Genomic DNA, 22,818 nt, shown 5'->3' on the forward strand with positions numbered 1-22,818 from the left:
CGCACGCGCCGGGTGACCGCGCGGCTCCACCGGGTACCCGGGACGCCACCCAACGTCGTACGAGAGGGAAACGTCATGGCACAGCACGTCCGCGACATCATGACCGCCGCACCGGTCACGGTCGGGCCGCACACCTCCGTCGCGGAGGTCGCCCGCGTCATGCGCGACCGCGACCTCGGGGCCGTCCTCGTGACCGACGGCGACCGGCTGCGCGGGCTGGTCACCGACCGCGACCTGGTGGTGCGGTCGGTCGCACAGGGGGTGGACACCGAGGAGACCACCGTGGCCGACGCGTGCAGCGACGACCTGGTGACGGTGGGACCGGACGACGACCTGGACCACGCGGTGCGGCTGATGCGCGAGCACGCCGTGCGCCGCGTCCCGGTGGTCGAGAGCGGGCGCCCCGTCGGCGTCGTCACGTTGGGTGACCTCGCCATGGAACGCGACCCCGAGTCCGCCCTGGGCGACATCAGCGTGGCCCGGCCGAACACCTGACCCGTCCGGGTGTTTGCCCGACGCGGCACCGGGGACCCGAGGACCGGCCGAAGCAGAAGGAAGAGGATGCGTCGTGACCACGGAGATCAGCGTCACACCCCGGACCCGCCGGCCGGAGACCGGCTGGGCGCGAGCCCGGCGGCTGCGCGGCAAGGCCCCGTTGCGGACCTGCAGGCCCGCCGTGGCCCCCACCATCACCTCGACGGTCCCGGACACCGGGGCGGAGGGAAACATCGTGAGGGGCGAGGACTGACAGGTGCCCGTGGGGTGAGTCCGTGCGACTGCTCCTGATGTCCGACACCCATCTGCCCACCCGCGCCAAGCGGCTGCCCGGGCGGCTTCTCGACGAAGTCCCCCGCGCGGACGTCGTGTTCCACGCGGGGGACTGGGTCGACACCGACACCCTCGATCTGCTGGAGACGCGCAGCCGGCGGCTGATCGGCGTGTACGGCAACAACGACGGCCCCGGCCTGCGCGCACGCCTGCCCGAGACCGCGTACGCCGAGCTCGACGGGCTGCGCTTCGGTGTGATCCACGAGACGGGACCCGCCCGGGGGCGGGAGACCCGGTGCGCCGCGCGCTTCCCCGCACTCGACGTCCTGGTGTTCGGGCACAGTCATGTCCCGTGGGACACCACCGCGCCCACGGGACTCCGTCTGCTCAATCCGGGCTCTCCGACGGACCGCCGTCGTCAGCCGCAGCGCACCTACATGACCGCCACGCTCGCCGGTGGCCGGCTCACCGAGGTGGAACTCCACCCGCTGCCCCCGCGCTGACGGCCCGGGTCGCACCTCCGGTGGAAGCGGCCCGGGCGCCGGGCCCGCTCAGCTTCCCGACGGGCCGGACCAGTCGGCCTTCACCTGCCCGAGGCGTACCCGCTGCGGGTGGTCGCCGACAGGCACGGACACGGTCTTCTCACCGGTCGCGAAGTCGATCGCGGTGACCCGGTCGGCACCGCTCTCGGAGACCACACAGGATCTGCCGTCGCCGCTGACGGTCGCCCAGTACGGCTTGGAGACGGTGACCAGCGGCCCCTCCCGCAGAGTGGTGCGGTCGACGACGGTCGCGTAGTCGTCCATGGTGCCCGCGACGCAGAGTTTGGTGCCGTCGGGCTTCATGGTGATGCCGTGGTGGCGGGAGTCGTTGACCCAGGTGGTTCGGTCGGTGCTGGTGGCGGGGTTCGTCGGCAGGGTCGCGGTGCGGGTGATCCGGTCGGTGGCGACGTCGTACTCGAAGAAGCCGTTGAAGAAGGAGACCTGGAAGTACAGCTTCGACTCGTCGGGGGAGAGGACGGCCGGGCGGACCGCGTCCGAGTGGTCCTTCAGTCCGACCGCGTCGAGCCGCTCGCGCATGTCGATGACCTTGACCTGCCGGAAGGTGGTCGCGTCGACGACGGTGATGCGGCGGTCGCCCTTCGTCCAGTCCAGCCAGGGCGCGTCGAGCGCGGTGTTCACCTCGCCGATGGACATGTTCCAGATGTGTTTGCCGTCGGCGCTGAAGATGTTCTCGTGCGGCTTGTCGCCGGTGGCGAACGAGCCGAGTTCCCTGCCGGTCTCGATGTCCAGTACGTGCACCCGGTTGGAGGTCGAGGCGGAGACGGCGACCCGCTTGCCGTCCGGGGAGACGGCCATGTGGTCGGACCGGTAACCGGACACGGGGAAACGCCAGTTGATCTCTCCGGTGACGAGGTCGAGGGAGACCACGTCGGCGAAGCTCGGCCGGGAGACCACCACCGAGTCGCCGTCCGGGGTGGAGTACATGTCGTCGACGAACTGGTCGTGGCCCTCCCCGACGCTGTTGCGGATGGCCATGAAGTAGATCCAGCGGATCGGGTCGGCGTTGATCTCGGCCATCCGCTCGTTCCTGTCGGGGATGACGTCGATCCGGCCCTTCCGCGCGAAGTCACCGGTGGATTCCAGGACATCGGCGGTGCCGTCCCAGTTGTTGCCCACGAAGAGCACCTCGCGCAGGGCGGTGCCGGAACCCTGGGCGGTGCCGGCGGCGCTCGCGACGGAGGCGGGAGCGGTGACGGTCAGGGCGAGGGCTGCGGCGAGTACACACAGGTGCCTGGTTCTGCGGAGTGGCACGACTGCTCTCTCCTCTGCGGTGGGGGGCATGAGAGCCATGAGTGGGACATGCCAAAGCGAGGGGTGGGAATCTGAACACAGGTACTTTCAAAGTCAACTTACTGCAAAGTAAGGACGGGTGGCCCTTCTCCGCAAGACTGCGTACACGACAAACTTGGCCGTGCGCACAAGGAGGGGAGGGCCGGTGCCGGCCAGACCGAGCGCACCGAGCGGCCGTTACGCCGGGAAGTCCGCCGAGGAGCGGAAGGCCGAGCGACGCCGGCGCTTTCTCGATGCGGCACTCGAACTGTTCGGCGCCGGCCCCGGCTACCGGTCCACCACCGTCGCCGCCCTCAGCGAGGCCGCGGGCCTGTCGACCCGTCAGTTCTACGAGGAGTTCCGCAACCTGGAGGACGTGCTGGCCGCACTGCACCTCCAGGTCAACGACCGGGCCGAGGCGGCGGTCCTGGCCGCCGCGGCCCGTACGGCACACGCGCCGCTCGCCGAACGGGCGGACGCGGTCTTCCGCGCCTACGCCGCCGATGTCACCGGCGACCCGCGGCGGATCCGTATCGCGTTCGTCGAGATCATCGGGGTCAGCCCACGCCTGGAGGAGCAGCGTCTGGCCCGCCGCGCCCAGTGGGTGGAGCTGATCTGCGCCGAGGCGCGGGCCGCCGCCGCACGGGGAGAGGCGGCGCCCCGCGACCACCGCCTCGCCGCGACCGGATTCATCGGCAGCGTCAACGGTCTGCTCCACGACTGGAGCGCGGGCTGGGTGGAGGCCACCCTGGACGAGGTCGTGGAGGAACTGGTCCGCCAGCTCCTGAGCATCCTCCGCCCGCTCGGATGGACCCCGCCGCCCCGCTGACCGCCCGTCAGCAGGCCGGCTCGATGTCCCCGGCGAAAATGATCATCTGGTCGATCAGGTCCCACCGCAGATGGACGACATCCGTGCCCGCGAGCTGCGGGCCACCGTCGGGCGTCGTGAACACCCACCGGTACCGGGCTCCTGCCGAGCGGCCCCCGGAACACCACGTCCGAGGTGAGCGCCTGCGACAGCGGAGCGGTCCCGTCCGGCGTCGTGTGAGGCGTTGAACGCCGAGACGAACGTGTCGATGGCCGACTGAGCGGTGGCTGCGTGCGTGCACCCGGCCACGTCAGGAGACTCGGACGCCGCCAGCGGCCCGAAACGCGGCCAGGACGCCGACGTCGGGCCGCGCCGCACGGACGACGCGTCCGACCGGCTGGGGCAGCGCGGCCGCCGGCCGGCCCGCGTGGCTACTCGTCCCAGGCCTGGATCAGCGTCTGCCCGGTGATCTTCCCGTCCCGCAGGGTGAGCATCGATTCCGAGAGCACCCGCACACCGTCCGGGTACCGGCAGCTCTCGCTGTACGCGGCGAGGTCGCCCTGCACCACACACGCCTCGAGCGAGTGCGTCATGTCGCGGCTGTAAACGTCGTCGAGCATGGCGGCTATCTCGTCCCGGCCGTGCAGGACCTTGGGGTGGCTGGGCTGGGTGTTGCGGTCGACGATTCGCAGTTCCGCGTCGTCCGCGTAGAGCTCCAGCAGCATCGCCGATGTGTCCGCCTCGATGCCCCGGCGCAGGGTGTCCGTGCCGAAGCCGGACGGTGCCGCGGTTGTCATGATGACCGCCTCCTCCGAGGCCGCACCCCGCACCTCCGGCAGGCCGAGACGGCCTCTGCTACGAGCGTCCCCCGCTTTGGCGGGCAGGGCAAGCCGGGGCCCGTACGCGCCGCGGCCCGGGCCTCGTACGCGCCGCGGCCGGGACCGCGTACGCGCCGTGACGACGGTCACTCGGCCGCGGCCAGGAACTGTGTCGCCGCCAGCTCGGCGTACAGCGGATCGTCGGTCACCAGCTCCCGGTGCGTGCCGACGGCGCGGACCCGGCCCGCGTCCATCACCACGATCCGGTCGGCCATCGTCACCGTGGACAGCCGGTGCGCGACCACCAGGACGGTCGTCGTACGCGCCACATCGGCGACGGTGTCGCGCAGCGCCGCCTCGTTCACCGCGTCGAGCTGCGAGGTGGCCTCGTCGAGCAGCAGCAGCCGGGGCCGGCGCAGCAGGGCGCGGGCGATGGCGACCCGCTGGCGCTCACCGCCGGACAGCTTGGTGCCACGATGCCCGACGAGCGTGTCGAGCCCGTCCGGCATCCTGGACACCAGACCGTCCAGCCGGGTCGTCTTCAGCACCCGCGTCACCGTCTCGTCGTCGGCCTCGGGGCTGCCCAGCAGCAGGTTCTCCCGCAGGGACCCCGACAGCACCGGTGCGTCCTGTTCCACGTAGCCGATCGCGGCCCGCAGCCGCGACAGCTCCCACTCGGCCAGATCCCGGCCGTCCAGCGTGATCACACCGGAGCCGGGATCGTAGAACCGCTCGATGAGGGAGAAGACCGTGGTCTTCCCCGCGCCGGACGGGCCGACGAACGCCGTCATGCCCTGCGCCGGTACGGAGAACGTCACCCCGTGATGGACGTACGGCAGATCGTCGGCGTACCGGAAGCGCACGTCCTCGAAGGCGAGCGCGGCCGGCGCCGAGTCCGGGCCTGGCAACTCCGCGACGCCCGCCGCCGGTTCGGCGGGCAGCCGCAGCGCCTCCTGGATCCGGGCGAGGGCGGCGCTGCCCGTCTGGTACTGCGTGACCGCGGCGACGACCTGCTGGATGGGCGCCATCAGATAGAACACGAACAGCAGGAACGCCACCAGCGTTCCGATGTCGATGGCCTCCGTCGCCACCCGCGCGCCGCCCACCGCGAGCACCGTGATGAACGCGATCTGCATCGCGAGACCGGCCGTGTTCCCCGCCGCGGCCGACCACTTGGCGGCACGCACACTCTGCCGCCACGACTCCTGCGCGGCCTCGTGCAGCCTGCGCTCCTCCCGGGGCTCGGCACCCGAGGCCTTCACCGTGCGCAGCGCGCCCAGCACCCGCTCCAGCGACGCTCCCATCACGCCGACCGCGTCCTGCGCCCGCCGGGAGGCCCGGTTGATCCGCGGCACGATCACCCCGAGCACCGTCCCCGCGGCCGCGATCACCCCCAGCGTGACACCCAGCAGCACCGGGTCCACCAGGCCCATCAGGACCAGGGTCGCGATCAGCGTCAGCCCGCCCGTGCCGAGACCGACCAGCGAATCGGTGGTCACCTCGCGCAGCAGCGTGGTGTCGGACGTGATGCGGGCCATCAGATCGCCCGGCTCACTGCGGTCCACGGCCGCTATGCGCAGCCGCAGCAGATACGACGACAACGAGCGCCGCGCCCCGAGCACCACCGACTCCGCGGTGCGCCGCAGCACGTACGAACCCAGCCCGCCCAGCACCGCGTTGGCGACGACCAGGGCCGTCATCAGCAGCAGCGCGCCGGTGATGGCCCGGTCGTCCGAGAGGTCGTCGATCAGCTCCCGGGCCACCAGCGGCAGCATCAGACCCGTCGCGCCGGTCATCAGCGAGAGCAGGGCACCGCCCAGCAGGGCCCACCGGTGCGGGCGGACGTATCCGAGCAGCACCCGCCAGGCGGGTGGTCCGGATTCCTCGGCTGCGACGCTCATGTGGCCCCCCTGGGTGACGGATGGAGGTCCAGGTTACGTCGCGGGCGGGAACCCGCCGCACGGCGGGCGGCACCACCGATCGTTCCCGCGTAGGGTCGAAAAGGACGGACACCGGCCGACGAAGGAGTCAGCACCATGCCCCAGGAAGTACGCGGCGTGATCGCACCAGGCAAGGACGAGCCGGTGCGGATCGAGACGGTCGTCGTACCCGATCCGGGACCCGGCGAGGCGGTCGTACGGGTCCAGGCCTGCGGGGTGTGCCACACCGATCTGCACTACAAGCAGGGCGGTATCAGTGACGACTTCCCGTTCCTGCTCGGCCACGAGGCCGCGGGCGTCGTCGAGTCGGTGGGCGACGGCGTCACCGACGTCGCACCCGGCGACTTCGTGATCCTCAACTGGCGTGCGGTGTGCGGGAAGTGCCGGGCCTGCCTGCGGGGCCGCCCCTGGTACTGCTTCGACACGCACAATGCCGGGCAGAAGATGACACTCGCCTCCACCGGCCAGGAGCTCTCCCCGGCCCTGGGCATCGGCGCCTTCGCCGAGAAGACCCTGGTCGCGGCCGGACAGTGCACCAAGGTCGATCCCGCCGTCTCCGCACAGGTGGCCGGGCTGCTCGGCTGCGGTGTGATGGCCGGCATCGGCGCGGCGATCAACACCGGCGGCGTCGGCCGGGGCGACTCGGTCGCCGTCATCGGCTGCGGCGGCGTGGGTGACGCGGCGATCGCCGGGGCCCGGCTCGCCGGCGCGGCGAAGATCATCGCCGTCGACGTCGACGCACGCAAACTCGACACCGCGCGCTCCATGGGCGCCACCCACACGGTCGACTCCCGTGAGACCGACCCCGTCGAGGCGATCCGCGAACTCACCGGCGGCTTCGGCGCCGACGTCGTCATCGAGGCCGTCGGCCGCCCCGAGACCTACCGGCAGGCCTTCTACGCCCGGGACCTGGCCGGCACGGTCGTCCTGGTCGGCGTGCCCACCCCGGAGATGAAGCTGGAACTGCCGCTCCTCGACGTCTTCGGCCGCGGCGGCTCCCTCAAGTCCTCCTGGTACGGGGACTGTCTGCCCTCCCGGGACTTCCCCATGCTGATCGACCTGCATCTGCAGGGGCGCCTGGACCTGGCGGCGTTCGTCACCGAGACCATCCAACTGGACGAGGTGGAGAAGGCCTTCGAGCGGATGCACCGCGGCGACGTGCTGCGTTCGGTGGTGGTGCTGTGATGACCGCCCACATCGAACGACTGGTCACCTCCGGGCAGTTCAGCCTCGACGGCGGCACCTGGGACGTCGACAACAACGTGTGGATCGTCGGCGACGACCACGAGGCGATCGTCATCGACGCCGCCCACGACGCCGACGCCATCGCCGACGCGGTGGGCGACCGGCGCCTGACGGCCATCGTGTGCACCCACGCCCACAACGACCACATCGACGCCGCCCCCGCCCTCGCCGAGCGCACCGGCGCCACCATCTGGCTGCACCCCGACGACCTGGGGCTGTGGAAGCAGACCCACCCGGACCGCGACCCCGACGCCTGGCTCACCGACGGTCAGGTGATCGAGGCCGCCGGCGCCGACCTCACCGTGCTGCACACCCCGGGCCACGCGCCGGGAGCGGTCTGCCTCTACGACGCGGGGCTGGGGACCGTGTTCACCGGCGACACCCTCTTCCAGGGCGGTCCCGGCGCCACCGGACGATCCTTCTCCCACTTCCCGACGATCATCGACTCGATCCGGGACCGGCTGCTCACCCTCCCGCCCGGGACCCAGGTCCTCACCGGCCACGGCGACTCCACCACCATCGGCGCGGAGGCTCCGCACCTGGAGGAATGGATCGCACGGGGCCACTGAGCGGGCCCGCCCGGGTGACCGGTGCGAAAAGGCGACAGAGGATGTCCGGCTTACCCGTCACCCTCGAAGCGAGAGCCGGGCAAGGGTGACGGGAGTCGTACATGTCGGAGCTGAAGAGCAAGGTCGCGCTGGTGGCCGGGGCGACCCGGGGAGCCGGTCGGGGCATCGCCGTGGAACTGGGCGCGGCGGGCGCGACCGTGTACGTCACGGGCCGCAGCACCCGCGCCCGCCGCTCCGAGTACGACCGTCCCGAGACCATCGAGGACACCGCCGACCTGGTCACCGCCGCGGGCGGCCGGGGGATCGCGGTGCCGGCCGACCACCTCGACCCCGCGCAGGTCGGCGCCCTCGTCGACCGGATCGACCGGGAGCAGGGCCGCCTGGACGTGCTCGTCAACGACATCTGGGGCGGCGAGACACTCTTCGCCTGGGACGTGCCCGTCTGGGAGCACGACCTGGACAAGGGGCTGCGTCTGCTCCGCCTCGCGGTCGAGACCCACGCGATCACCAGCCATCACGCCCTGCCGCTGCTGCTGCGCCACCCGGGCGGACTGGTCGTCGAGGTCACCGACGGCACCGCCGACTACAACCGCGACACCTACCGCGTCTCCTTCTTCTACGATCTCGCCAAGTCCTCCGTCCTGCGCATGGCCTTCGCCCTCGGCCACGAACTCGGGCCGCGCGGCGCCACGGCGGTGGCCCTCACCCCGGGATGGCTGCGCTCGGAGATCATGCTCGACCACTTCGGGGTCCGCGAGGACAACTGGCGCGACGCCCTCGCCGAAGTCCCCCACTTCGCCATCTCCGAGACCCCGCGCTATGTGGGGCGGGCCGTCACCGCTCTCGCCGCCGACCCGGACGTGGCCCGGTTCAACGGCACCTCCCTGTCCAGCGGCGGGCTCGCCCGGGAGTACGGCTTCACCGACCTCGACGGCAGCCGCCCGGACGCCTGGCGCTATCTCGTCGAGGTCCAGGACGCGGGCAGGCCCGCCGATGTGACCGGCTACCGCTGACCGCCCCCGCCCGCTGCCGCGTTGATCGTGCCGGCGGCTACCGTCACTCCATGACGACGGACGCACGGCGGTTCGAGGGGTACGGAGTTCTCATCACCGGCGCGGCACGCGGGATCGGTGCGGCCACCGCCCTGCGGTTCGCCGAGGAGGGTGCGCGGGTCCTGGTCGCCGACGTGGACCCGGACGCGGCGGAGCGGACGGCATCGGCGCTGCGGGAGCGAGGGCTCGACGCCGGGGCCCTCGCCTGCGACGTGGCCGACCGGGCCTCGGTCGAGGCGGCCGTGGCGCACGCGGTGAGTGCCTTCGGTTCGCTCGACGTACTGGTCAACAACGCCGCGCACTGCACACCGGACGCGCCCCGCTTCGAGGACGAGCCGGACGAGGAGTGGGCCGCGGACCTCGATGTCACCCTCACCGGCGCCTACCGCTGCTGTCGCGCCGCACTCCCGCACCTCGTCGCCTCCGGCCGGGGCGCCGTCGTGAACGTCGGCTCCGTCAACGGCCTTCAGGACTTCGGCAATCACGCCTACAGCGCGGCCAAGGCGGGTCTCGTCTCCCTCACCCGCACCCTCGCCGGGCACGCGGCCCCGCGCGGCGTCCGGGTCAACCTCGTCGCACCGGGGACGGTCCGCACCCGCGCCTGGACGGGCAGGGACGACGACCTCGAAGCGCTCCGGCGCCTCTACCCGCTGGGCCGCGTCGGCGAACCGGAGGACATCGCGGCCGCCGTCACCTTCCTCGCCTCCCGGGACGCGTCCTGGATCACCGGGACGACCCTGGTGGTCGACGGCGGGATCACGGCGGTGAACTCGGCCTTCGATCAGGCGGTGCCCCGGCCGGGAGCCCTCCGGTGAGACCGCTGACCGCGCGAGTTCCCCGTCGGGCCCGACGCGGGACTCCCGTCAGGAGACGCGGGCGGCCGCCGCCACCAGGGCCTGGACCACCCGCTCCACGTCCTCCGCCGATGTCCGCCAGTTGCTGAACGCCGCCCGGAGTCCCCACACCCCGTCGTACACCGTCGGCGTCAGGAACGTCTCGCCGGTGGCCGCCACGGCCCGGTCGAAGGCGGCCACCCGCCCCTCGTCCGGATCGTCGGCGAGCGTGAAGCACACGACATTGAGGCGCACCGGGGCGAGCAGCCTCAACTCCGGTACGTCCGCGATCGTCGAAGTCGACGCTGTTCACCGTTCCGGCGTTCGCCACCACGATCGCCGGCCGCCCGCCCAGTTCCGTCAGGGCCGCGTCCAGCGCCTCCACGTCGACGGCCTCACGGTTGCCCGGCAGCACGGGGACCTGCCGCAGCCGTCCCCTGCCGAGTCCCAGGACCGACAGCGCCTTGCCGATGGTGGAGTGCGCGCTGCCCGACAGGACGTCCACCGGACCCAGGGCGGCCACTCCGTCCCGCGCCACATCCACCCCCAGGCGCTCGCCCAGCCACTCCCGGGCCACCGCCAGCCCCACCGTGTTGGACATGGTGGCGCCCGTCACGAACGCCCCGCCGAACTCCTCGCCCAGACCGAACAGTTCCCGCAGCCACCCCACCGTCTCCCGCTCCAGGGCAGCCGCCCAGGAACCGACGGCCGCACAGCCGTTCTGGTCGTACGCGGAGGTGAGCCAGTCCCCGGCCACCGAGGCGGGCGTCGCGCCGCCGGTGACGAAGCCGAGGTAGCGCGGTCCCGCCGAGCCGGAGAAGCCGGGCGACCAGCGCTCGGCGAACCGGGTCAGTGCCGCCTCGCCGCCCACGCCGTCGACCGGGAGCGGGTCCGGGTCCGGTGCCGGACCGAGGCGGGTCACGGGCCGCTCGGACAGTCCTTCCACCTCCCGGACGGCCACATCACGGACACTCTGCAGAAGCTCGGGAAGCCGGGCCAGATCACCGGCTAGTGTGCGGTCCATGGCACGGAGCCTAGGCGGCGCCTGTGTCACCGTTCGGTTGCGGTCGGTGCGGTCCTACAACCGATGCTCCCGATGAGTCGTCCAACCAGCAGAGAGCGCAGGCCATGCGCCCACCGCTGCGGAAAGGCAGAGCAGACCATGGGGGACGTAAAGAGACGGAGTGCCGTCGTCGTAGGGGTCACCGCGCTGGTGGCTCCGCTCACACTCGCGCTCGGCGCGACACCGGCGCAGGCCGCGAGCTGCACCACCTCGACGGGCCCGTACCAGAAGAAGGTGGAGAAGTTCCTCGGCCGCCCGGTCGACGGAAAGCAGTCCTCCGCCGACTGCAAGGCCATCCGTGCCTTCCAGACCAAGCACGGCATCAAGCCGAACATCGGCTACGCCGGTCCCGTCACGTGGGGCGTGATGGACCTGATGAACAAGCAGAAGGCGGTCGGGAAGAAGCCGAACAAGTCCGGCAAATGCCCCACGAACAAGGGCCGGATCGCCTGCGTGAACCTGACGCTCCAGCTCAGCTGGATCCAGGACGGCAAGAAGCTCGTCTACGGCCCGGTCCCGGTCCGTACGGGACGCAACGGGTACGAGACCCGCACCGGCCTGAAGAAGGTCTACTGGCGCAACATCGACCACGTCTCGACGATCTACAACGTGCCGATGCCCTACAGCCAGTTCTTCGACGGCGGCCAGGCCTTCCATTCGGTCGGCGTCAGCATGTGGAACCCGCCCGGCTCGCACGGCTGCGTCAACATGACCAGGACCGCCGCCAAGAAGTACTGGTCGCTGCTGAAGAAGGGCGACGACGTCTACGTGTACGGCCGCAAGCCGGGCACCTGACCCCACCCTGTCGCTCCCCGGGGCCCGGACGCGGGACCCGGGGAGCGGAGTGATGTGAACTCGCCCACGTTCCATGGCAGATACGGCAGATGGACGTGATCAGTGCCACTGCCGGAAATGTCCGATGTATGTGCGATTGCTCACAGCGTCTTCACCTCGGGCACCGTATGCTTCACAGCATGTCCACCACTGTTGAACCCTCCTCCGAGCGATCGGCTGCCGAGGTCAACGAGGAGATCCGGGCCCTGTGGCTCCGGTCGGGCGGGACACTGAGCGGCGAACAGCGCGAGGAGTACCGGCGACTGGTCCAGGAGTGGGCCTCGGCCCGTCCGCAGCCGGCCAGGGCCGCCTGAGCGATCCGCGGGCGGCCCGGCATCACCCTCCGTCCTCCTCGGCGACCGGCACGCACCCGCGTGCGCTCAGCCCCAGGTCGCCGAATAGTGACGCCGGTAGGCCTTGCGGTCCTGTTCCGCCCGGATCCACCGCGAGGCCACCAGCGCGACCAGACTGCCCCCGATCAACAGCAGGCCCGGCCCGACGTTCTGGGGATCGGCCAGCCGGGACAGCAGCGTCGATGGGTCCGGGACGATACCGCGCACCGGAGTCGAGGAGCCCGGCGAGGCGCCGTCCGGCGCCGCAGCCGCCCCGGACGGCGCCGGAGAGGGCGCCGCCGCGCCACCGTCGGCCTCGGGCGCGACGATGAGCCGTACGCCGAGATCCGCCAGCGCCTTCGTCACCGGCTGGAAGTACGTCGTACCGCCCGCGTCGCCGCAGTCGCCGCTGCCCCCGGAGGTCACACCGAGGGCGATCCCCTCGGAGAACATGGGCCCGCCACTGTCACCGGGTTCGGCGCACACATTGGACTCGACGAGACCGCTGACCGTGCCCTCGGGATAGTTCACCGTCGCGTTGAGCGCCGTCACCTCACCGTCACGCAGTCCGCTGGTACTGCCGCTGCGGAAGATCCGCTGCCCGACCGTCGGATTCGCCACCCCCGTGATCCGTACGCCCTTGCCGTCGCCGATCGCCACCACACCGGCGCCCTCGCCGGCCCGGCCGCCCGCGTACTCGATCAGCGAGTAGTCGTCCCCGGGGAAGCTTCCGCCGACCGTGGTGCCGACCTCCTGCCGCCCCTGGTTGTCGGCGAACCACACCGACCCGTCGGGCCCGCAGTGCCCGGCCGTGAGGATGAAGTCCCGTTCGCCGTCGGTCACGTTGAAGCCCGCCGAGCACCGGCCGGCCGTCGACAGGATCGGCTGAGCCCCGTTGAGCCGGGTGGTGAAGCTGCCCCCGGTCCGCTCCATGCGCACGAAGCCGCCGATACCGTCCGCCACTTGGGTCAGCCGGGACCAGTCGCCCGCGGACACCGTGGTGTCGCCGCGGACCACCACCTGGTTCGACCGGTAGTCCATGGACCACGCCGTGCCGGGCACGCGCGGCGCCGAAGCCAGCGTCTTCGCCGCGGACTTGAAGTCGTTCATGCTGTGCCGCACCATCTTCGCCTCGGCGCCCGCCGCGCGCACTTCCGCCGCCGCCTCCTCGTCGGTCACCGCGACCACGGTGCGGCCGTCGGCGCCGATCCAGCTGCCCGCCGTACGGGACGTGCCCAACCGTGACACCAGGCCGGCGCCCGGGCCCGCCGATGTCTCCTCGGCGGTGGAGAACGGGACCGCCTCGGGCACCTGGGGCTCACTGGCGACGGCGCGGGTGACCATCGTGGCCCCCAGGAGGAGTCCGCCGACGGCCGCCAGCCGTGTCACTCGCCGGACCACCCGTCGTCGTGCGTGCCTCATGCATGGCTCCCGAACCTCTGCGGCACGGTGCGAACACCGCGAGGGCTGCCCCGAGTCGGGTGCCCTCTGTCCATACGGGTCGCGGAGCCGCGGCGTTCAGCGCGGACGTGACCCCGGCCGAAAACCGCGCACCGCACCGGCCGATCCCACCGGATGTCCGCTTCCGGCCTGGCCGCCTATCGTGTGCCCATGACCAGGATCCCGCGCGAGACGTCCGGTGAACCGAATCCCCTGCACGCCCTCACCCTTGACCACCTGCGGCGCCGCACCAGCATGAAATGGCGCACGCACCCCGCGGACGTGCTGCCGCTGTGGGTGGCCGAGATGGACGTACCCCTCGCCGAACCGGTCGTGCGCGCCGTCACCGAGGCCATGGAACTCGGTGACACCGGATATCCCGTCGGCAGTGCCTACGCCGAGGCGCTGGCCGCGTTCGCCCGGAAGCGGTGGGACTGGGACGGACTCGCCGTGGAGCGCACGGCGCTCGTGCCGGACGTCATGCTGGGCGTGGTCGAGATGCTCAAACTGGTCACCGGGTACGGCGATCCGGTCGTGGTGAACCCGCCCGTGTACCCGCCCTTCCACGACTTCGTCCGGCACCTGGACCGCGAGGTGGCCGAGGCCCCGCTCGGCGCCGACGGGCGGCTCGACCTCGACCTCCTGGAGGGAACCTTCCGGCGGGTGACGGCGGGCGGGCGGCCGGCCGCGTACCTGCTGTGCAGCCCGCACAACCCCACCGGCACGGTGCACACCGCCGAGGAGCTGACCGCCGTCGCCGCCCTCGCCGAGCGGTACGGCGTACGCGTCGTCGCCGACGAGATCCACGCGCCACTGGTCGTGGGCGACACGCGTTTCGTGCCCTACCTGAGCGTGCCGGGCGGCGAGCGGGGCCTGTCGCTGATGTCGGCGTCGAAGGCGTGGAACCTGGCCGGGCTCAAGGCGGCCCTCGCCGTCGCCGGGCCGGACGCGGCCGGGGATCTGGCGCGGATGCCCGAGGAGGCCGGCCACGGCGCGAGCCATATCGGCATCCTCGCCCACACCGCCGCCCTGCGTGACGGCGTCCCCTGGCTGGACGCCCTGCTCGCCGGGCTGGACGCCAACCGCCGGCTGCTCGCCGGGCTCCTGGCCGAGCGGTTGCCGGCCATCCGCTACCGCCCGGGGGACGCCACCTACCTCGCCTGGCTCGACTGCCGCTCCCTCGGCCTCGGGGACGACCCGGCCGGGGCCTTCCTCGAGCACGGCCGCGTGGCGCTCAACTCGGGCCTGCCCTTCGGCACGGGCGGCACCGGCCACGTCCGGCTGAACCTCGCCGCCTCACCCGAGGTGATCGGGGAGGCGGTGCGGCGGATGGCGGTGACCGTGGAAAGGGCGGGCGCCGCCCGTGACTGACGAGTGCTTCGGTCATCCACGCCTCGCGGCGCTCTACGATCCGCTCGACGCCGATCGCGGTGATCTCGACGCGTATCTGCGTATGACGGAGGAGTTCGGTGCCCGGCGGGTGCTGGACATCGGGTGCGGAACAGGAGTGTTCGCCCTGCTCCTGGCGGGCCGGGGGATCGAGGTGACCGGCGTCGAACCCGCGCGGGCCTCCCTCGACGTGGCCAGGAACAAGCCGGGCGCCGCACGGGTCCGCTGGATCGAGGGCGACGCGACGGCCCTGCCGGCGCTCGGCGTGGATCTGGCGACCATGACGGCGAACGTCGCTCAGGCCATCACCGGCCCGGATGCCTGGCACGGCACCCTGAAGGGCGCCCACGCGGCGCTGCGGCCCGGGGGACGGCTGGTGTTCGAGACCCGCGATCCGGCCCGGAGGGCGTGGGAGGGATGGACCCGGGAGGAGTCGTACCGCAGGACGGACGTTCCGGGTGTCGGCACGGTCGAGAACTGGCACCAGGTGACCGACGTGGACGGCCCGTTGGTGACGTTTCGTACGACCTATGTGTTCGCCGTGGACGGAGCGGTGCTGACCTCGGAATCGACACTGCGTTTTCGCGGGCGGGAGGAGGCCGAGGCGGATCTCACCCGGCACGGCTACACGGTGGAGGGCGTGCGTGACGCTCCCGACCGCCCGGGGCGGGAGCTCGTCTTCGTCGCCTGCCGCCCGGACGCCTAGGATTGCCCTCATGGACGACGAGGCGTTGCGGGACCGGCTCGGTGCCGGAAAGTACCTGTTGGTCACCAGTTACCGCAAGAACGGGACGCCCGTGGCCACGCCGGTGTGGGTGGTGCGGGACGGTGACGCGCTCGGGGTGTGGACCGTCGCCGACTCGTGGAAGGTGAAGCGGATCCGCGCCCGTGGTGAGGTCCTCGTCGGCCCGTGCGACGTGCGCGGACGGCCGACCGGCGGCCAGGTTCCGGCCACCGCGGAGATCTGCGACCCGGCCACCACCGACCGCTACCGGCGGCTGCTCGCCCGCAAGTACGGCGTCCTGGGCCGGCTGACGCTCCTGGGCAGCCGCCTGCGCAGGGGGCGCGACGGCACGGTGGGCATCCGTATCACCCTCTGAGGCCCGGGAGCGCCCTCCTGGGGCCTGGGGTCACCCTGGGGAGCAGGAGAGTGTCCGTGTCTGCCGGACCGTCACGTCCACGCCCGGAACGGCTCGTCGAGTATCTGGAAGACGGGCTCGCCCCGCACCGGGTCCTGGGCCGTCGACAGCCGCACCCGGTCGCCGCTGTGAATGCCGATGGGCGGGCCCATGACCCGGCCGCGCACCACGAATCCCTCGGCCATCTCGATCAGGGACACATTGCGGGCCGCGGGGGTGTTGCGGTGCAGCACCGTCGAGTGACGGACCGTGCCGATGCCCTCACTGTGCTCCGTCCGCAGGTCGCTGCCCTGGCAGACAGGGCACAGCAACCGCTGGTACATGGCCGTGCCGCACCAGGTGCAGCGCTGGTAGACCATGGCTTCCGCGCGGTCGGTGCCCCGGGGTTCGAGGACGCCCGCCGCAGTGCCGCCCGCCTGCTGGGCGACACGTCCTGAGTGGTGATACACGCTGGTCAACTCCCTGCGCTCGGCCGGAATCCCACGTGCGCGGTCGCCCGGCACGCATGTGCCCGGTATGCCGTGCCACCGTGCACAGCCACAGCGTATGGCACTGAGTGCCACTCGTAAAGGTACTCGGTACCATCAATTGCGCGACACCGTCGATGTTCCTGTCCGGGACGGCCGTCATGTCGGCCGGATGGGGTCCGTGGTCGGGGGATCCGTCATCTCGCGGGACGGGAAATGCCGGTAGAGGACCACCGTCGACCCCCGGCGAGCGCCTTGCGCGCGGATCCGCTCCGGGGATGGCACTCAGTGCAAGCCCGGAGCGGTACTCAGTACCGTCGCAACCGCTCCCGCGCAGGTCGTCCCTATGATCGAGCCACCATCACGCCGAGGAGCCCCTATGCCGCCCGCCCGTCCCCGCGTCCTCTATGTCACCGACCTGGCCTACCCGGCCCGCGGGCGCCGCTACTGCGACGAGGACATCTTCCTGACCTCCCGGCTGCGCGAGCACATGGACCTCGCCCTGTGCCACCCGCGGGACGCCGTCGCCCTCATGGACGGCTTCGACGCCGTGATCGTGCGCAACAGCGGTCCGGTGCTGGCGTACCAGGACGCCTACGACGCCTTCCGCGAGCACGCCCTGGCCACCGGCGCCCCGGTCTACAACCCGCTCACCGGCCGCGGCGACATGGCCGGCAAGCAGTACCTGCTCGACCTCACCGCGGCCGGCCGGCCGGTGATCCCCACCGTCGACCGGCCCGAGGACCTGCACCGGCTGCCCGTGGCGGAGCGGTACGTGGTCAAACCCCGGCTCGGTGCCGACTCCATCGGGCTGCGCGTCGTCCCCGCGGACGCGGTGCGCGGCCTCGTCGACGGCGATGTGCTGGTGCAGCCCCACATCGACTTCGCCTACGAGGTCTCCTTCTACTATGTCGACCGCTCCTTCCAGTACGCCCTTCACGCCCCCGACCCCGAGCGGCGCTGGCAGCTGGAGCGCTACGAACCCACCCCGGACGACCTGGACTTCGCCCGGCGCTTCGTCGAGTGGAACACCCTCGACCACGGCATCCAGCGGGTCGACGCCTGCCGTGCGCCGGGCGGCGAACTGCTGCTGGTCGAACTGGAGGACCTCAACCCGTACCTGTCCCTGGACACCCTCGACAACGCGGGCCGGGAGGCGTTCGTCTCGGCGATGGTGACGTCCCTGCGCGATTTCCTCCGCGACACCTCCCGGGCGGGCGGCTGAACCCACGGGGCCTTCGTCGCGTATCTCTCCCCGTAGGCAGCGGCTCAACTCCCCCGAACGGGACGGAAGGAGAGCGATGTGACGACACCGTCCGAGCCCGGGGGGCCGCACGACGGACCGCCCCTCGAACCCATCCGCGTGCTGCGCCCGCGCCGTACCGACGCGCTCGCGGAGCTGTTCCGGGAGTTCGAGGAGGGGGAGCGGGACGGTTATGAGCCGGTGCCGCTGCCCCGTCCGCCGGCCGGTTCGGAGGACGGGACCCAGGAACTCCCGCCCGTTCCCGACGGCCCGCCGCCGGGGGCCCGCGGCAGGTCGGGGGCGCGCCGCACCGCGCTGGCCCTCGCCGTGGCCGCCGCCGCGCTGACCGGCTTCGGCGGCGCGCTGCTGCTGATGGACCGAGGTGGCGAGGAGCGCGCGGCCCCCGCCCCCGTGCCGTCCGCCCCCGCGCCGCCGGTCTCCGCGGCCCCGGTGCCGCCTCCCCGCGGTGAGGAGGGGTTCCTCCGTGAGGGCGACTCGGGCCCCGAGGTGACCGAACTCCAGGAGCGGCTGCTGCGCATTCCGGACGTCTACCGGGCCGGCTCGACCGACGGCCGGTACGACACCACGCTCTCGGCCGCGGTTGCCCGCTTCCAGCTCTGGTACGGCATCCAGGGCGACGAGACCGGCGTCTACGGCGACGACACCCGTCTGGCGCTGGAGTCGCGCACGGGTGACGCCGTGTACTGACCCGGGACGGTTACCGCGGCGGTGGGACGCGGATGTCCAGGACGCACACGTCGTCGCGGCGCTCGTCCTCGACCATGGTCTGCAGGAGTGTGCCCAGGGACGTGTCGCCCGGGCGGGCCGTGACGGCCCCGGCGAGCCGGTCGAGGCCCACGTCGATGATCTCCGGGGGCCGCTCCACCAGACCGTCCGTGTACAGCAGCATCCGGTCGCCCGGTTCGAGCAGGCACTCGGCCTCCTCGAACCGGGGTGCGGCGGTGGCGCCGAGCAGCATTCCGGGGGGCCGGCGCAGATAGGTGACCTCGCCGTCGCGGACCAGCAGGGGCGGCGTGTGTCCCGCCTGCGCCCACAGCAGTCGTCGGTCCCGGGGCCGATAGCGGGCCAGGAGCATGGTCGCGGTGCCGTGGCTGTCCCGGGAGTGCAGCAGCAGTGTGTTGAGCCGGGTGAGCGCCCCGGTCAGCGAGGAGCCGGTGATGACCATGCCCTTCGCCGTGAACCGCAGCTGCGCCATGGTGGCGACGGCGTCCACCCCGTGTCCGGCGACATCGCCGATGACGAACAGGGCGTCGCCGTCGGGAAGCTCGATGGCGCTGAACCAGTCGCCGCCGACGTGTATGCCCGCCTGGGCAGGGAGATAGGCCACCTCGACGCGCAGCCCGGCGAGACGCACCTCGCGCTCGGGCAGGGGCAGCAGGGCGTTCTGCAGCCGGGCGACCAGGGTCCGTTCGGACCGCAGCACGTCGTGCTGGGTGAGGATCGCCCGCTCGCTCTCCACCAGGGCGAGCTCGGCCCGCCGCCGCGCGGTCAGGTCCTGGATGATGCCGTGCACCTCGACGGGCCTGCCGTGTCCGTCGGCCACCACCTCGGCGACGAGACGCAGGTGCCGGACGCCGCGCGCGCCGCGGATCCGGAACGGGACGTCGAACGGCCGTCCCTCGCCGACCAGGGCGTCGACGGCCCGGTGCAGCGAGGCCCGGTCGTCGGGGATCGCGAGTCCGGGGAGGTCGGCGAGCGGGACCGGACCGTCCGCCGGGTTCCGGTCGAGGATCGCGAAGACCTGCGTCGCCCAGGACGCCTCGCCCGTGGTCAGGTTCCAGTTCGTCCAGCCGAGGTCGCCCAGCCGTTGCAGTTCGGCGAGTCGCTGTTCCCGCCGGTCGGAGGAGTCGTGCCGGACCCAGGTGACGACCAGCGCGCCCCCCAGCCGCCGCGCCAGGACGGAGTAGGTGGACAGTTCCACGACGCCGTCCACCGCCTCCTGGTGGGCGAATGGTTCGCTCTCGTACGTCCCCCCGCCGGCCAGCGTGTCCAGGCAGCCCTGCCACACCGGGGCGTCCGTCAGGCCGGGCCGGACCTCCAGCAGCCGCCGCCCGGTCACGTCGCCCCCGCTGCCGCCCAGGAGGTCCGCCGCCTGCGTCGTCGCGGCGTCGATCCGGAAGTCCTCGGGGTCACCGGCAGGGCCGCGCAGTGGGGTCAGCAGCAGCGCCGCGACCGGCAGCGCCGTGAACAGTGCCCGTACGGCGTCCGAGGGCGTGACGGGCACGGGTTCCGGAAGGGAGGCGAACATCCGCAACCGTCCGGCGCACAGCTGTGCGGCCCCCCGCAGATGGACCCGGTCGCGCTCGGTGAAGGCGCCGGGGCGTCCGCGCAGCACCCCGACGCAGACCTCGCTGCCGTCCCCGGCGGGCAGGGGCAGCCAGGCCCGGGAACGCCATCGTTCGGGCGGTTCGCCGATCAGCAGATACCGCCTGCTGTCCTCGGCGTAGTCCTCCAGCCAGCGGGGTTCACCGGCATCCATGGCGTCCAGCACGGCCACCCCGCTGAAGGGGGGTATCTGCCGCCACCGGGTGGCCAGCCGTTCGTCGATCCCCGCGTGCCCGATCAGCTCCAGGCCGCGGCCGGCCCGGCGGGCATAGATCATGACCGCGTCCGCCGCCAGGTCCAGGTGGTCCAGCAGACAGCGGGCCAGGTCCTGGTGCGTGTCGGTCCGCTCCAGATCGCGGCCGAGGCGGCTCAGGGCGTCGGCGACGTCGTCGGGAGCGGAGGGGGCCGAGGGCGGGTCGGTGCCGGGGAGGCCCGGCGTCGTGCCGTCCTGCCCGTTCCCGGAGCCCGTCGGCAACGGGCCGCTGCCCGGACGGACGGGTGACGGTTCGCCCAGGGTGATCCAGCATTCCTCGAGCAGGGAGCGCCGGGCGGCCTCGGCGCGCTGGAGCAGGGTCTCGCCGGCGGCGTCCGCGGAGCAGCCGGTCGTCGCGATCACGACGCCCTTGGCGCGTTCCACGACGCACGAGGTCGCGGCCTGCTCACGCAGCCGGTCCAGCTCGGCGCGCTGCTGCGCGACGATTCTGGCCAGTTCCACCAGGTCAGGTGCGGAACCGGACCCGGCCGGGACGACGGACTCGCTCTTCACGCCACGAGCATCGCACACCCCTCCCGGTTCGTTGACCGGCCTGTCGCCCCGGCTTCCGGCCACCGGCCGGGGTCCGGGGCACCTTCCCGGAGCCCCGGAAGCGGTCAGCGGCCGGTGTCGGCCAGGGCCTGGGTGACGGCCCGTACGCTGCGGGCGATGTGCTGAAGCTGCAGGACCTCGGCCGCGTAGAGCTTGATGGTGTGCTCGATGACACCTTCACGCAGTCCCGCCCGGGGCAGATCGGCCCGGGCGGTCTGCAGGGCGATGCGGGCCACCCGTATCTCGTGCTCGACCTGGATCTGGGCGTGGCGGCCCAGCAGGACGGGGTGCCGGATGAACGCCGGGTAGCTCGCGTAGCGCGCAGGCACGAGTTCACGCAGCCACTTGGCCGCCGAGCGTTCCCAGTCGTAACTGCCGGGGGTCTTGACCTGGCAGGGCCAGTCGGAACTGAGGCGCGTGGACGTCAGGGACATGAATATCGCTTCCGGGTGTGCGGTGTCGCCGGCCTGGACGACGCGGTGGGGCGGCCCCGGTCTAGGGGATGACCGGGGCCGCCACGAGTGGCCGGGCAGGGGATGCCCGGCCGAACACCGTGGCCGCCGGTGCGGGTAGGAGCCGGCGGCTTCGGGTGTTCGCACAGGCGCCCGGTCGGGACCGGTGTCATCCGCGGCGGGTGGTGCGTGCAGCGCATGGGTGGACCGTCGGCTTTCCGGGCGGAGCGGGGGAGGGGACGAGGGTGCTGGAGCGCGGTCCGGAGCCACCGGGGTGCGATCCGTGAGCAGTATTTATATATGCCATCGGGTTTGCAAGACGTATGAAAACATTCATGCGCGATCGAAGCGGACACCCCGCACGACCGCACGCGTGACACACCCGCAGGCGGCCTTCAGTCCTTCAGGAAGAACTGGTGCTCGTCGGCGACGTGCTCGTACTCGTCGAGCCGCGCCTGCGTCCGCTCCGGATCCGCGTCCGTCATGGCCTGGAGGAGCGCCGCGCACATCACGCCCGAAGCGGCGTAGGAGTCGAACACCAGCCGTGAACCGGTCCCGGTGGCGAAGGTGACATCGGCCTCGTCCACGACCGGGCCCAGCGCCAGGTCGGTGATCAGCGCGACCTTCAGTCCGGCGCTGCGGGCGACCCGCACCGCCGTCAGGGTCTCCTGGGCGTGCCGCGGCATGGAGAACGCCAGCACCCAGGTGCCGCCCGCCTCCCGCGACTGAAGCAGCGCGTCATAGGCGACGCTGCCGCCCCGCGTCACCAGCCGGACGTCCGGGTGGATGCGCCGGGCGGCGTAGGCGAAGTACTCGGCCAGGGAGACGGAGATACGCAGGCCGAGCACGGTGAGCGGCGTGGACGCGGACAGCCGGCGGCCCATCTCGATGACCCGGTCGGCGTCGGCGAGGTCCCGCCGCAGGTTCTCCAGGTTCTCGATCTCCGCGTCGACCGCCGCCTGCAGCTCGTTCCCCCCGGTCTCCTCGGCGGGGCCGCCGGACCGGGCGCCGAGCGTGATCGACTGGAGCTTCTCCCGCAGCGCGGGATATCCGCTGAAGCCGACCGCCGAGGCGAACCGGGTCACCGAGGGCTGACTCACCCCGACCCGCTCCGCGAGATCCGTGATCGACAGGAACGCCGCCTCGGCGATGTGCTCGATCAGGTACTGGGCGATACGCCGCTGGCCGGGGGAGAGCCGGGGCCGGTCGAACAGGGCCCGGAGCTGGCCCGTCGGGGACAACTCCGTGTCGTGGCCGGTCCTCCCCGAGGTGATCGCGGATGCCTGTGCGCGTGCCTGTTGCGGCGATGGCACCGGTGCGCCTCCTTCGTCTCCCACGAGGGTCAACATAGCCCACGCCCCGTGACGCCCACGCCGCTCGCCGGAGCACACCGCCCCGCTTCCCGGGGATATCCGCGCATCCTCAGGGAACCCGCCGAGACAG

At 72.2% G+C, this 22,818-nt stretch carries 23 protein-coding genes and 2 pseudogenes; 15 read left to right on the top strand and 10 right to left on the bottom strand.

Annotation, left to right across the window (positions count from 1 at the left end):
* Positions 1 to 75 precede the first annotated feature (75 nt).
* The 3 genes from ACIF9R_RS23155 (at position 76) to ACIF9R_RS23165 (ending at position 1,271) form a co-directional block, all read left to right on the top strand.
* Positions 76 to 495, top strand: a complete 420-nt coding sequence (locus ACIF9R_RS23155) for a CBS domain-containing protein (protein ID WP_399983176.1) — start codon at positions 76 to 78, stop codon at positions 493 to 495.
* 73 nt (positions 496 to 568) lie between these two features.
* On the top strand, positions 569 to 748 hold the full coding sequence (locus tag ACIF9R_RS23160) for a hypothetical protein (RefSeq protein ID WP_399983179.1): 180 nt from the start codon (positions 569 to 571) through the stop codon (positions 746 to 748).
* Positions 749 to 770: 22 nt separating this feature from the next.
* Positions 771 to 1,271, top strand: coding sequence for a metallophosphoesterase family protein (locus tag ACIF9R_RS23165; protein WP_399983181.1), 501 nt, complete (start codon positions 771 to 773; stop codon positions 1,269 to 1,271).
* 48 nt (positions 1,272 to 1,319) lie between these two features.
* Here the strand turns inward: ACIF9R_RS23165 and ACIF9R_RS23170 are convergent, their stop codons facing one another.
* A complete protein-coding gene (locus ACIF9R_RS23170; protein WP_399983184.1) occupies positions 1,320 to 2,582 on the bottom strand; it encodes a YncE family protein in 1,263 nt (420 codons plus the stop codon).
* 184 nt (positions 2,583 to 2,766) lie between these two features.
* Here ACIF9R_RS23170 and ACIF9R_RS23175 point away from each other — a divergent pair, with 184 nt between their 5' ends.
* On the top strand, positions 2,767 to 3,429 hold the full coding sequence (locus ACIF9R_RS23175) for a TetR/AcrR family transcriptional regulator (protein ID WP_399983187.1): 663 nt from the start codon (positions 2,767 to 2,769) through the stop codon (positions 3,427 to 3,429).
* Between the two features lie 7 nt (positions 3,430 to 3,436).
* Here ACIF9R_RS23175 and ACIF9R_RS23180 read toward each other — a convergent pair.
* From ACIF9R_RS23180 to ACIF9R_RS23190, 3 genes and pseudogenes are all read right to left on the bottom strand, one after another.
* A pseudogene (locus ACIF9R_RS23180) lies at positions 3,437 to 3,717 on the bottom strand (nuclear transport factor 2 family protein).
* Positions 3,718 to 3,839: 122 nt separating this feature from the next.
* Positions 3,840 to 4,205 (bottom strand): nuclear transport factor 2 family protein, encoded by a 366-nt coding sequence (locus tag ACIF9R_RS23185; protein WP_399983189.1) that lies wholly within the window; start codon positions 4,203 to 4,205, stop codon positions 3,840 to 3,842.
* 167 nt (positions 4,206 to 4,372) lie between these two features.
* Positions 4,373 to 6,127, bottom strand: a complete 1,755-nt coding sequence (locus tag ACIF9R_RS23190; protein WP_399983192.1) for an ABC transporter ATP-binding protein — start codon at positions 6,125 to 6,127, stop codon at positions 4,373 to 4,375.
* A gap of 135 nt (positions 6,128 to 6,262) precedes the next feature.
* Between ACIF9R_RS23190 and ACIF9R_RS23195 the strand changes: the two genes are divergently transcribed.
* The 4 genes from ACIF9R_RS23195 to ACIF9R_RS23210 all read left to right on the top strand — a co-directional run bounded on the left by ACIF9R_RS23195 (position 6,263) and on the right by ACIF9R_RS23210 (position 9,847).
* Positions 6,263 to 7,351 (top strand): S-(hydroxymethyl)mycothiol dehydrogenase, encoded by a 1,089-nt coding sequence (locus tag ACIF9R_RS23195; RefSeq protein ID WP_399983194.1) that lies wholly within the window; start codon positions 6,263 to 6,265, stop codon positions 7,349 to 7,351.
* Complete coding sequence (locus ACIF9R_RS23200; protein ID WP_399983197.1) at positions 7,351 to 7,980, top strand: MBL fold metallo-hydrolase; 630 nt, start codon at positions 7,351 to 7,353, stop codon at positions 7,978 to 7,980. The genes ACIF9R_RS23195 and ACIF9R_RS23200 overlap by 1 nt, the downstream gene beginning before the upstream one ends.
* A gap of 101 nt (positions 7,981 to 8,081) precedes the next feature.
* Complete coding sequence (locus ACIF9R_RS23205) at positions 8,082 to 8,993, top strand: SDR family oxidoreductase (protein WP_399983199.1); 912 nt, start codon at positions 8,082 to 8,084, stop codon at positions 8,991 to 8,993.
* A 50-nt stretch (positions 8,994 to 9,043) separates the two neighbouring features.
* Positions 9,044 to 9,847 (top strand): SDR family NAD(P)-dependent oxidoreductase, encoded by an 804-nt coding sequence (locus ACIF9R_RS23210; protein WP_399983202.1) that lies wholly within the window; start codon positions 9,044 to 9,046, stop codon positions 9,845 to 9,847.
* Positions 9,848 to 9,895: 48 nt separating this feature from the next.
* On the opposite strand, the pseudogene ACIF9R_RS23215 reads toward ACIF9R_RS23210, so the two are convergent.
* A pseudogene (locus tag ACIF9R_RS23215) lies at positions 9,896 to 10,889 on the bottom strand (pyridoxal phosphate-dependent decarboxylase family protein).
* 138 nt (positions 10,890 to 11,027) lie between these two features.
* Here ACIF9R_RS23215 and ACIF9R_RS23220 point away from each other — a divergent pair.
* Both ACIF9R_RS23220 and ACIF9R_RS23225 read left to right on the top strand, forming a co-directional pair.
* Positions 11,028 to 11,723, top strand: coding sequence for a L,D-transpeptidase family protein (locus ACIF9R_RS23220; protein ID WP_399983204.1), 696 nt, complete (start codon positions 11,028 to 11,030; stop codon positions 11,721 to 11,723).
* Positions 11,724 to 11,890: 167 nt separating this feature from the next.
* A complete protein-coding gene (locus ACIF9R_RS23225) occupies positions 11,891 to 12,076 on the top strand; it encodes a hypothetical protein (protein WP_399983207.1) in 186 nt (61 codons plus the stop codon).
* 66 nt (positions 12,077 to 12,142) lie between these two features.
* On the opposite strand, the gene ACIF9R_RS23230 is transcribed toward ACIF9R_RS23225, so the two are convergent.
* Positions 12,143 to 13,516: a S1 family peptidase gene (locus tag ACIF9R_RS23230; RefSeq protein WP_399983210.1), complete on the bottom strand. Its 1,374-nt coding sequence runs from the start codon at positions 13,514 to 13,516 to the stop codon at positions 12,143 to 12,145.
* 189 nt (positions 13,517 to 13,705) lie between these two features.
* Here ACIF9R_RS23230 and ACIF9R_RS23235 point away from each other — a divergent pair, with 189 nt between their 5' ends.
* From ACIF9R_RS23235 to ACIF9R_RS23245, 3 genes are read left to right on the top strand one after another with little or no spacing between them, the layout of a single operon-like run.
* Complete coding sequence (locus ACIF9R_RS23235; RefSeq protein ID WP_399983212.1) at positions 13,706 to 14,905, top strand: MalY/PatB family protein; 1,200 nt, start codon at positions 13,706 to 13,708, stop codon at positions 14,903 to 14,905.
* Complete coding sequence (locus ACIF9R_RS23240) at positions 14,898 to 15,629, top strand: class I SAM-dependent methyltransferase (protein ID WP_399983214.1); 732 nt, start codon at positions 14,898 to 14,900, stop codon at positions 15,627 to 15,629. Before ACIF9R_RS23235 ends, ACIF9R_RS23240 begins: the two co-directional genes overlap by 8 nt.
* A gap of 10 nt (positions 15,630 to 15,639) precedes the next feature.
* Complete coding sequence (locus ACIF9R_RS23245; RefSeq protein ID WP_399983217.1) at positions 15,640 to 16,023, top strand: PPOX class F420-dependent oxidoreductase; 384 nt, start codon at positions 15,640 to 15,642, stop codon at positions 16,021 to 16,023.
* A 71-nt stretch (positions 16,024 to 16,094) separates the two neighbouring features.
* On the opposite strand, the gene ACIF9R_RS23250 is transcribed toward ACIF9R_RS23245, so the two are convergent.
* Positions 16,095 to 16,511, bottom strand: a complete 417-nt coding sequence (locus ACIF9R_RS23250) for a Zn-ribbon domain-containing OB-fold protein (protein ID WP_399983220.1) — start codon at positions 16,509 to 16,511, stop codon at positions 16,095 to 16,097.
* 397 nt (positions 16,512 to 16,908) lie between these two features.
* Here ACIF9R_RS23250 and ACIF9R_RS23255 point away from each other — a divergent pair, with 397 nt between their 5' ends.
* Both ACIF9R_RS23255 and ACIF9R_RS23260 read left to right on the top strand, forming a co-directional pair.
* On the top strand, positions 16,909 to 17,754 hold the full coding sequence (locus tag ACIF9R_RS23255) for a hypothetical protein (protein WP_399983222.1): 846 nt from the start codon (positions 16,909 to 16,911) through the stop codon (positions 17,752 to 17,754).
* A 78-nt stretch (positions 17,755 to 17,832) separates the two neighbouring features.
* A complete protein-coding gene (locus ACIF9R_RS23260; protein WP_399983225.1) occupies positions 17,833 to 18,480 on the top strand; it encodes a peptidoglycan-binding protein in 648 nt (215 codons plus the stop codon).
* A gap of 10 nt (positions 18,481 to 18,490) precedes the next feature.
* On the opposite strand, the gene ACIF9R_RS23265 is transcribed toward ACIF9R_RS23260, so the two are convergent.
* The 3 genes from ACIF9R_RS23265 to ACIF9R_RS23275 form a co-directional block, all read right to left on the bottom strand.
* Positions 18,491 to 20,884, bottom strand: a complete 2,394-nt coding sequence (locus ACIF9R_RS23265; protein WP_399983228.1) for a SpoIIE family protein phosphatase — start codon at positions 20,882 to 20,884, stop codon at positions 18,491 to 18,493.
* Between the two features lie 104 nt (positions 20,885 to 20,988).
* Positions 20,989 to 21,357, bottom strand: a complete 369-nt coding sequence (locus ACIF9R_RS23270; RefSeq protein ID WP_399983231.1) for a hypothetical protein — start codon at positions 21,355 to 21,357, stop codon at positions 20,989 to 20,991.
* A gap of 413 nt (positions 21,358 to 21,770) precedes the next feature.
* Positions 21,771 to 22,688 carry a MurR/RpiR family transcriptional regulator gene (locus ACIF9R_RS23275; protein WP_399983233.1) on the bottom strand — a complete coding sequence of 306 codons (918 nt, stop codon included), beginning with the start codon at positions 22,686 to 22,688 and terminating at the stop codon, positions 21,771 to 21,773.
* Between the last annotated feature and the right edge of the window lie 130 nt (positions 22,689 to 22,818).

Origin of the sequence: Streptomyces sp. NPDC086080, assembly GCF_044540255.1 — a bacterium.
GTDB lineage: Bacteria > Actinomycetota > Actinomycetes > Streptomycetales > Streptomycetaceae > Streptomyces.

Excerpts from the sequence above, each read along its gene's own strand:
- ACIF9R_RS23155 (WP_399983176.1), top strand. The coding sequence starts at position 76 with ATGGCACAGCACGTCCGCGACATCATGACCGCCGCACCGGTCACGGTC.
- ACIF9R_RS23185 (WP_399983189.1), bottom strand. The coding sequence starts at position 4,205 with ATGACAACCGCGGCACCGTCCGGCTTCGGCACGGACACCCTGCGCCGG.
- ACIF9R_RS23190 (WP_399983192.1), bottom strand. The coding sequence starts at position 6,127 with ATGAGCGTCGCAGCCGAGGAATCCGGACCACCCGCCTGGCGGGTGCTG.
- ACIF9R_RS23195 (WP_399983194.1), top strand. The coding sequence starts at position 6,263 with ATGCCCCAGGAAGTACGCGGCGTGATCGCACCAGGCAAGGACGAGCCG.
- ACIF9R_RS23200 (WP_399983197.1), top strand. The coding sequence starts at position 7,351 with ATGACCGCCCACATCGAACGACTGGTCACCTCCGGGCAGTTCAGCCTC.
- ACIF9R_RS23205 (WP_399983199.1), top strand. The coding sequence starts at position 8,082 with ATGTCGGAGCTGAAGAGCAAGGTCGCGCTGGTGGCCGGGGCGACCCGG.
- ACIF9R_RS23210 (WP_399983202.1), top strand. The coding sequence starts at position 9,044 with ATGACGACGGACGCACGGCGGTTCGAGGGGTACGGAGTTCTCATCACC.
- ACIF9R_RS23220 (WP_399983204.1), top strand. The coding sequence starts at position 11,028 with ATGGGGGACGTAAAGAGACGGAGTGCCGTCGTCGTAGGGGTCACCGCG.
- ACIF9R_RS23225 (WP_399983207.1), top strand. The coding sequence starts at position 11,891 with ATGCTTCACAGCATGTCCACCACTGTTGAACCCTCCTCCGAGCGATCG.
- ACIF9R_RS23230 (WP_399983210.1), bottom strand. The coding sequence starts at position 13,516 with ATGAGGCACGCACGACGACGGGTGGTCCGGCGAGTGACACGGCTGGCG.
- ACIF9R_RS23235 (WP_399983212.1), top strand. The coding sequence starts at position 13,706 with ATGACCAGGATCCCGCGCGAGACGTCCGGTGAACCGAATCCCCTGCAC.
- ACIF9R_RS23245 (WP_399983217.1), top strand. The coding sequence starts at position 15,640 with ATGGACGACGAGGCGTTGCGGGACCGGCTCGGTGCCGGAAAGTACCTG.
- ACIF9R_RS23255 (WP_399983222.1), top strand. The coding sequence starts at position 16,909 with ATGCCGCCCGCCCGTCCCCGCGTCCTCTATGTCACCGACCTGGCCTAC.
- ACIF9R_RS23270 (WP_399983231.1), bottom strand. The coding sequence starts at position 21,357 with ATGTCCCTGACGTCCACGCGCCTCAGTTCCGACTGGCCCTGCCAGGTC.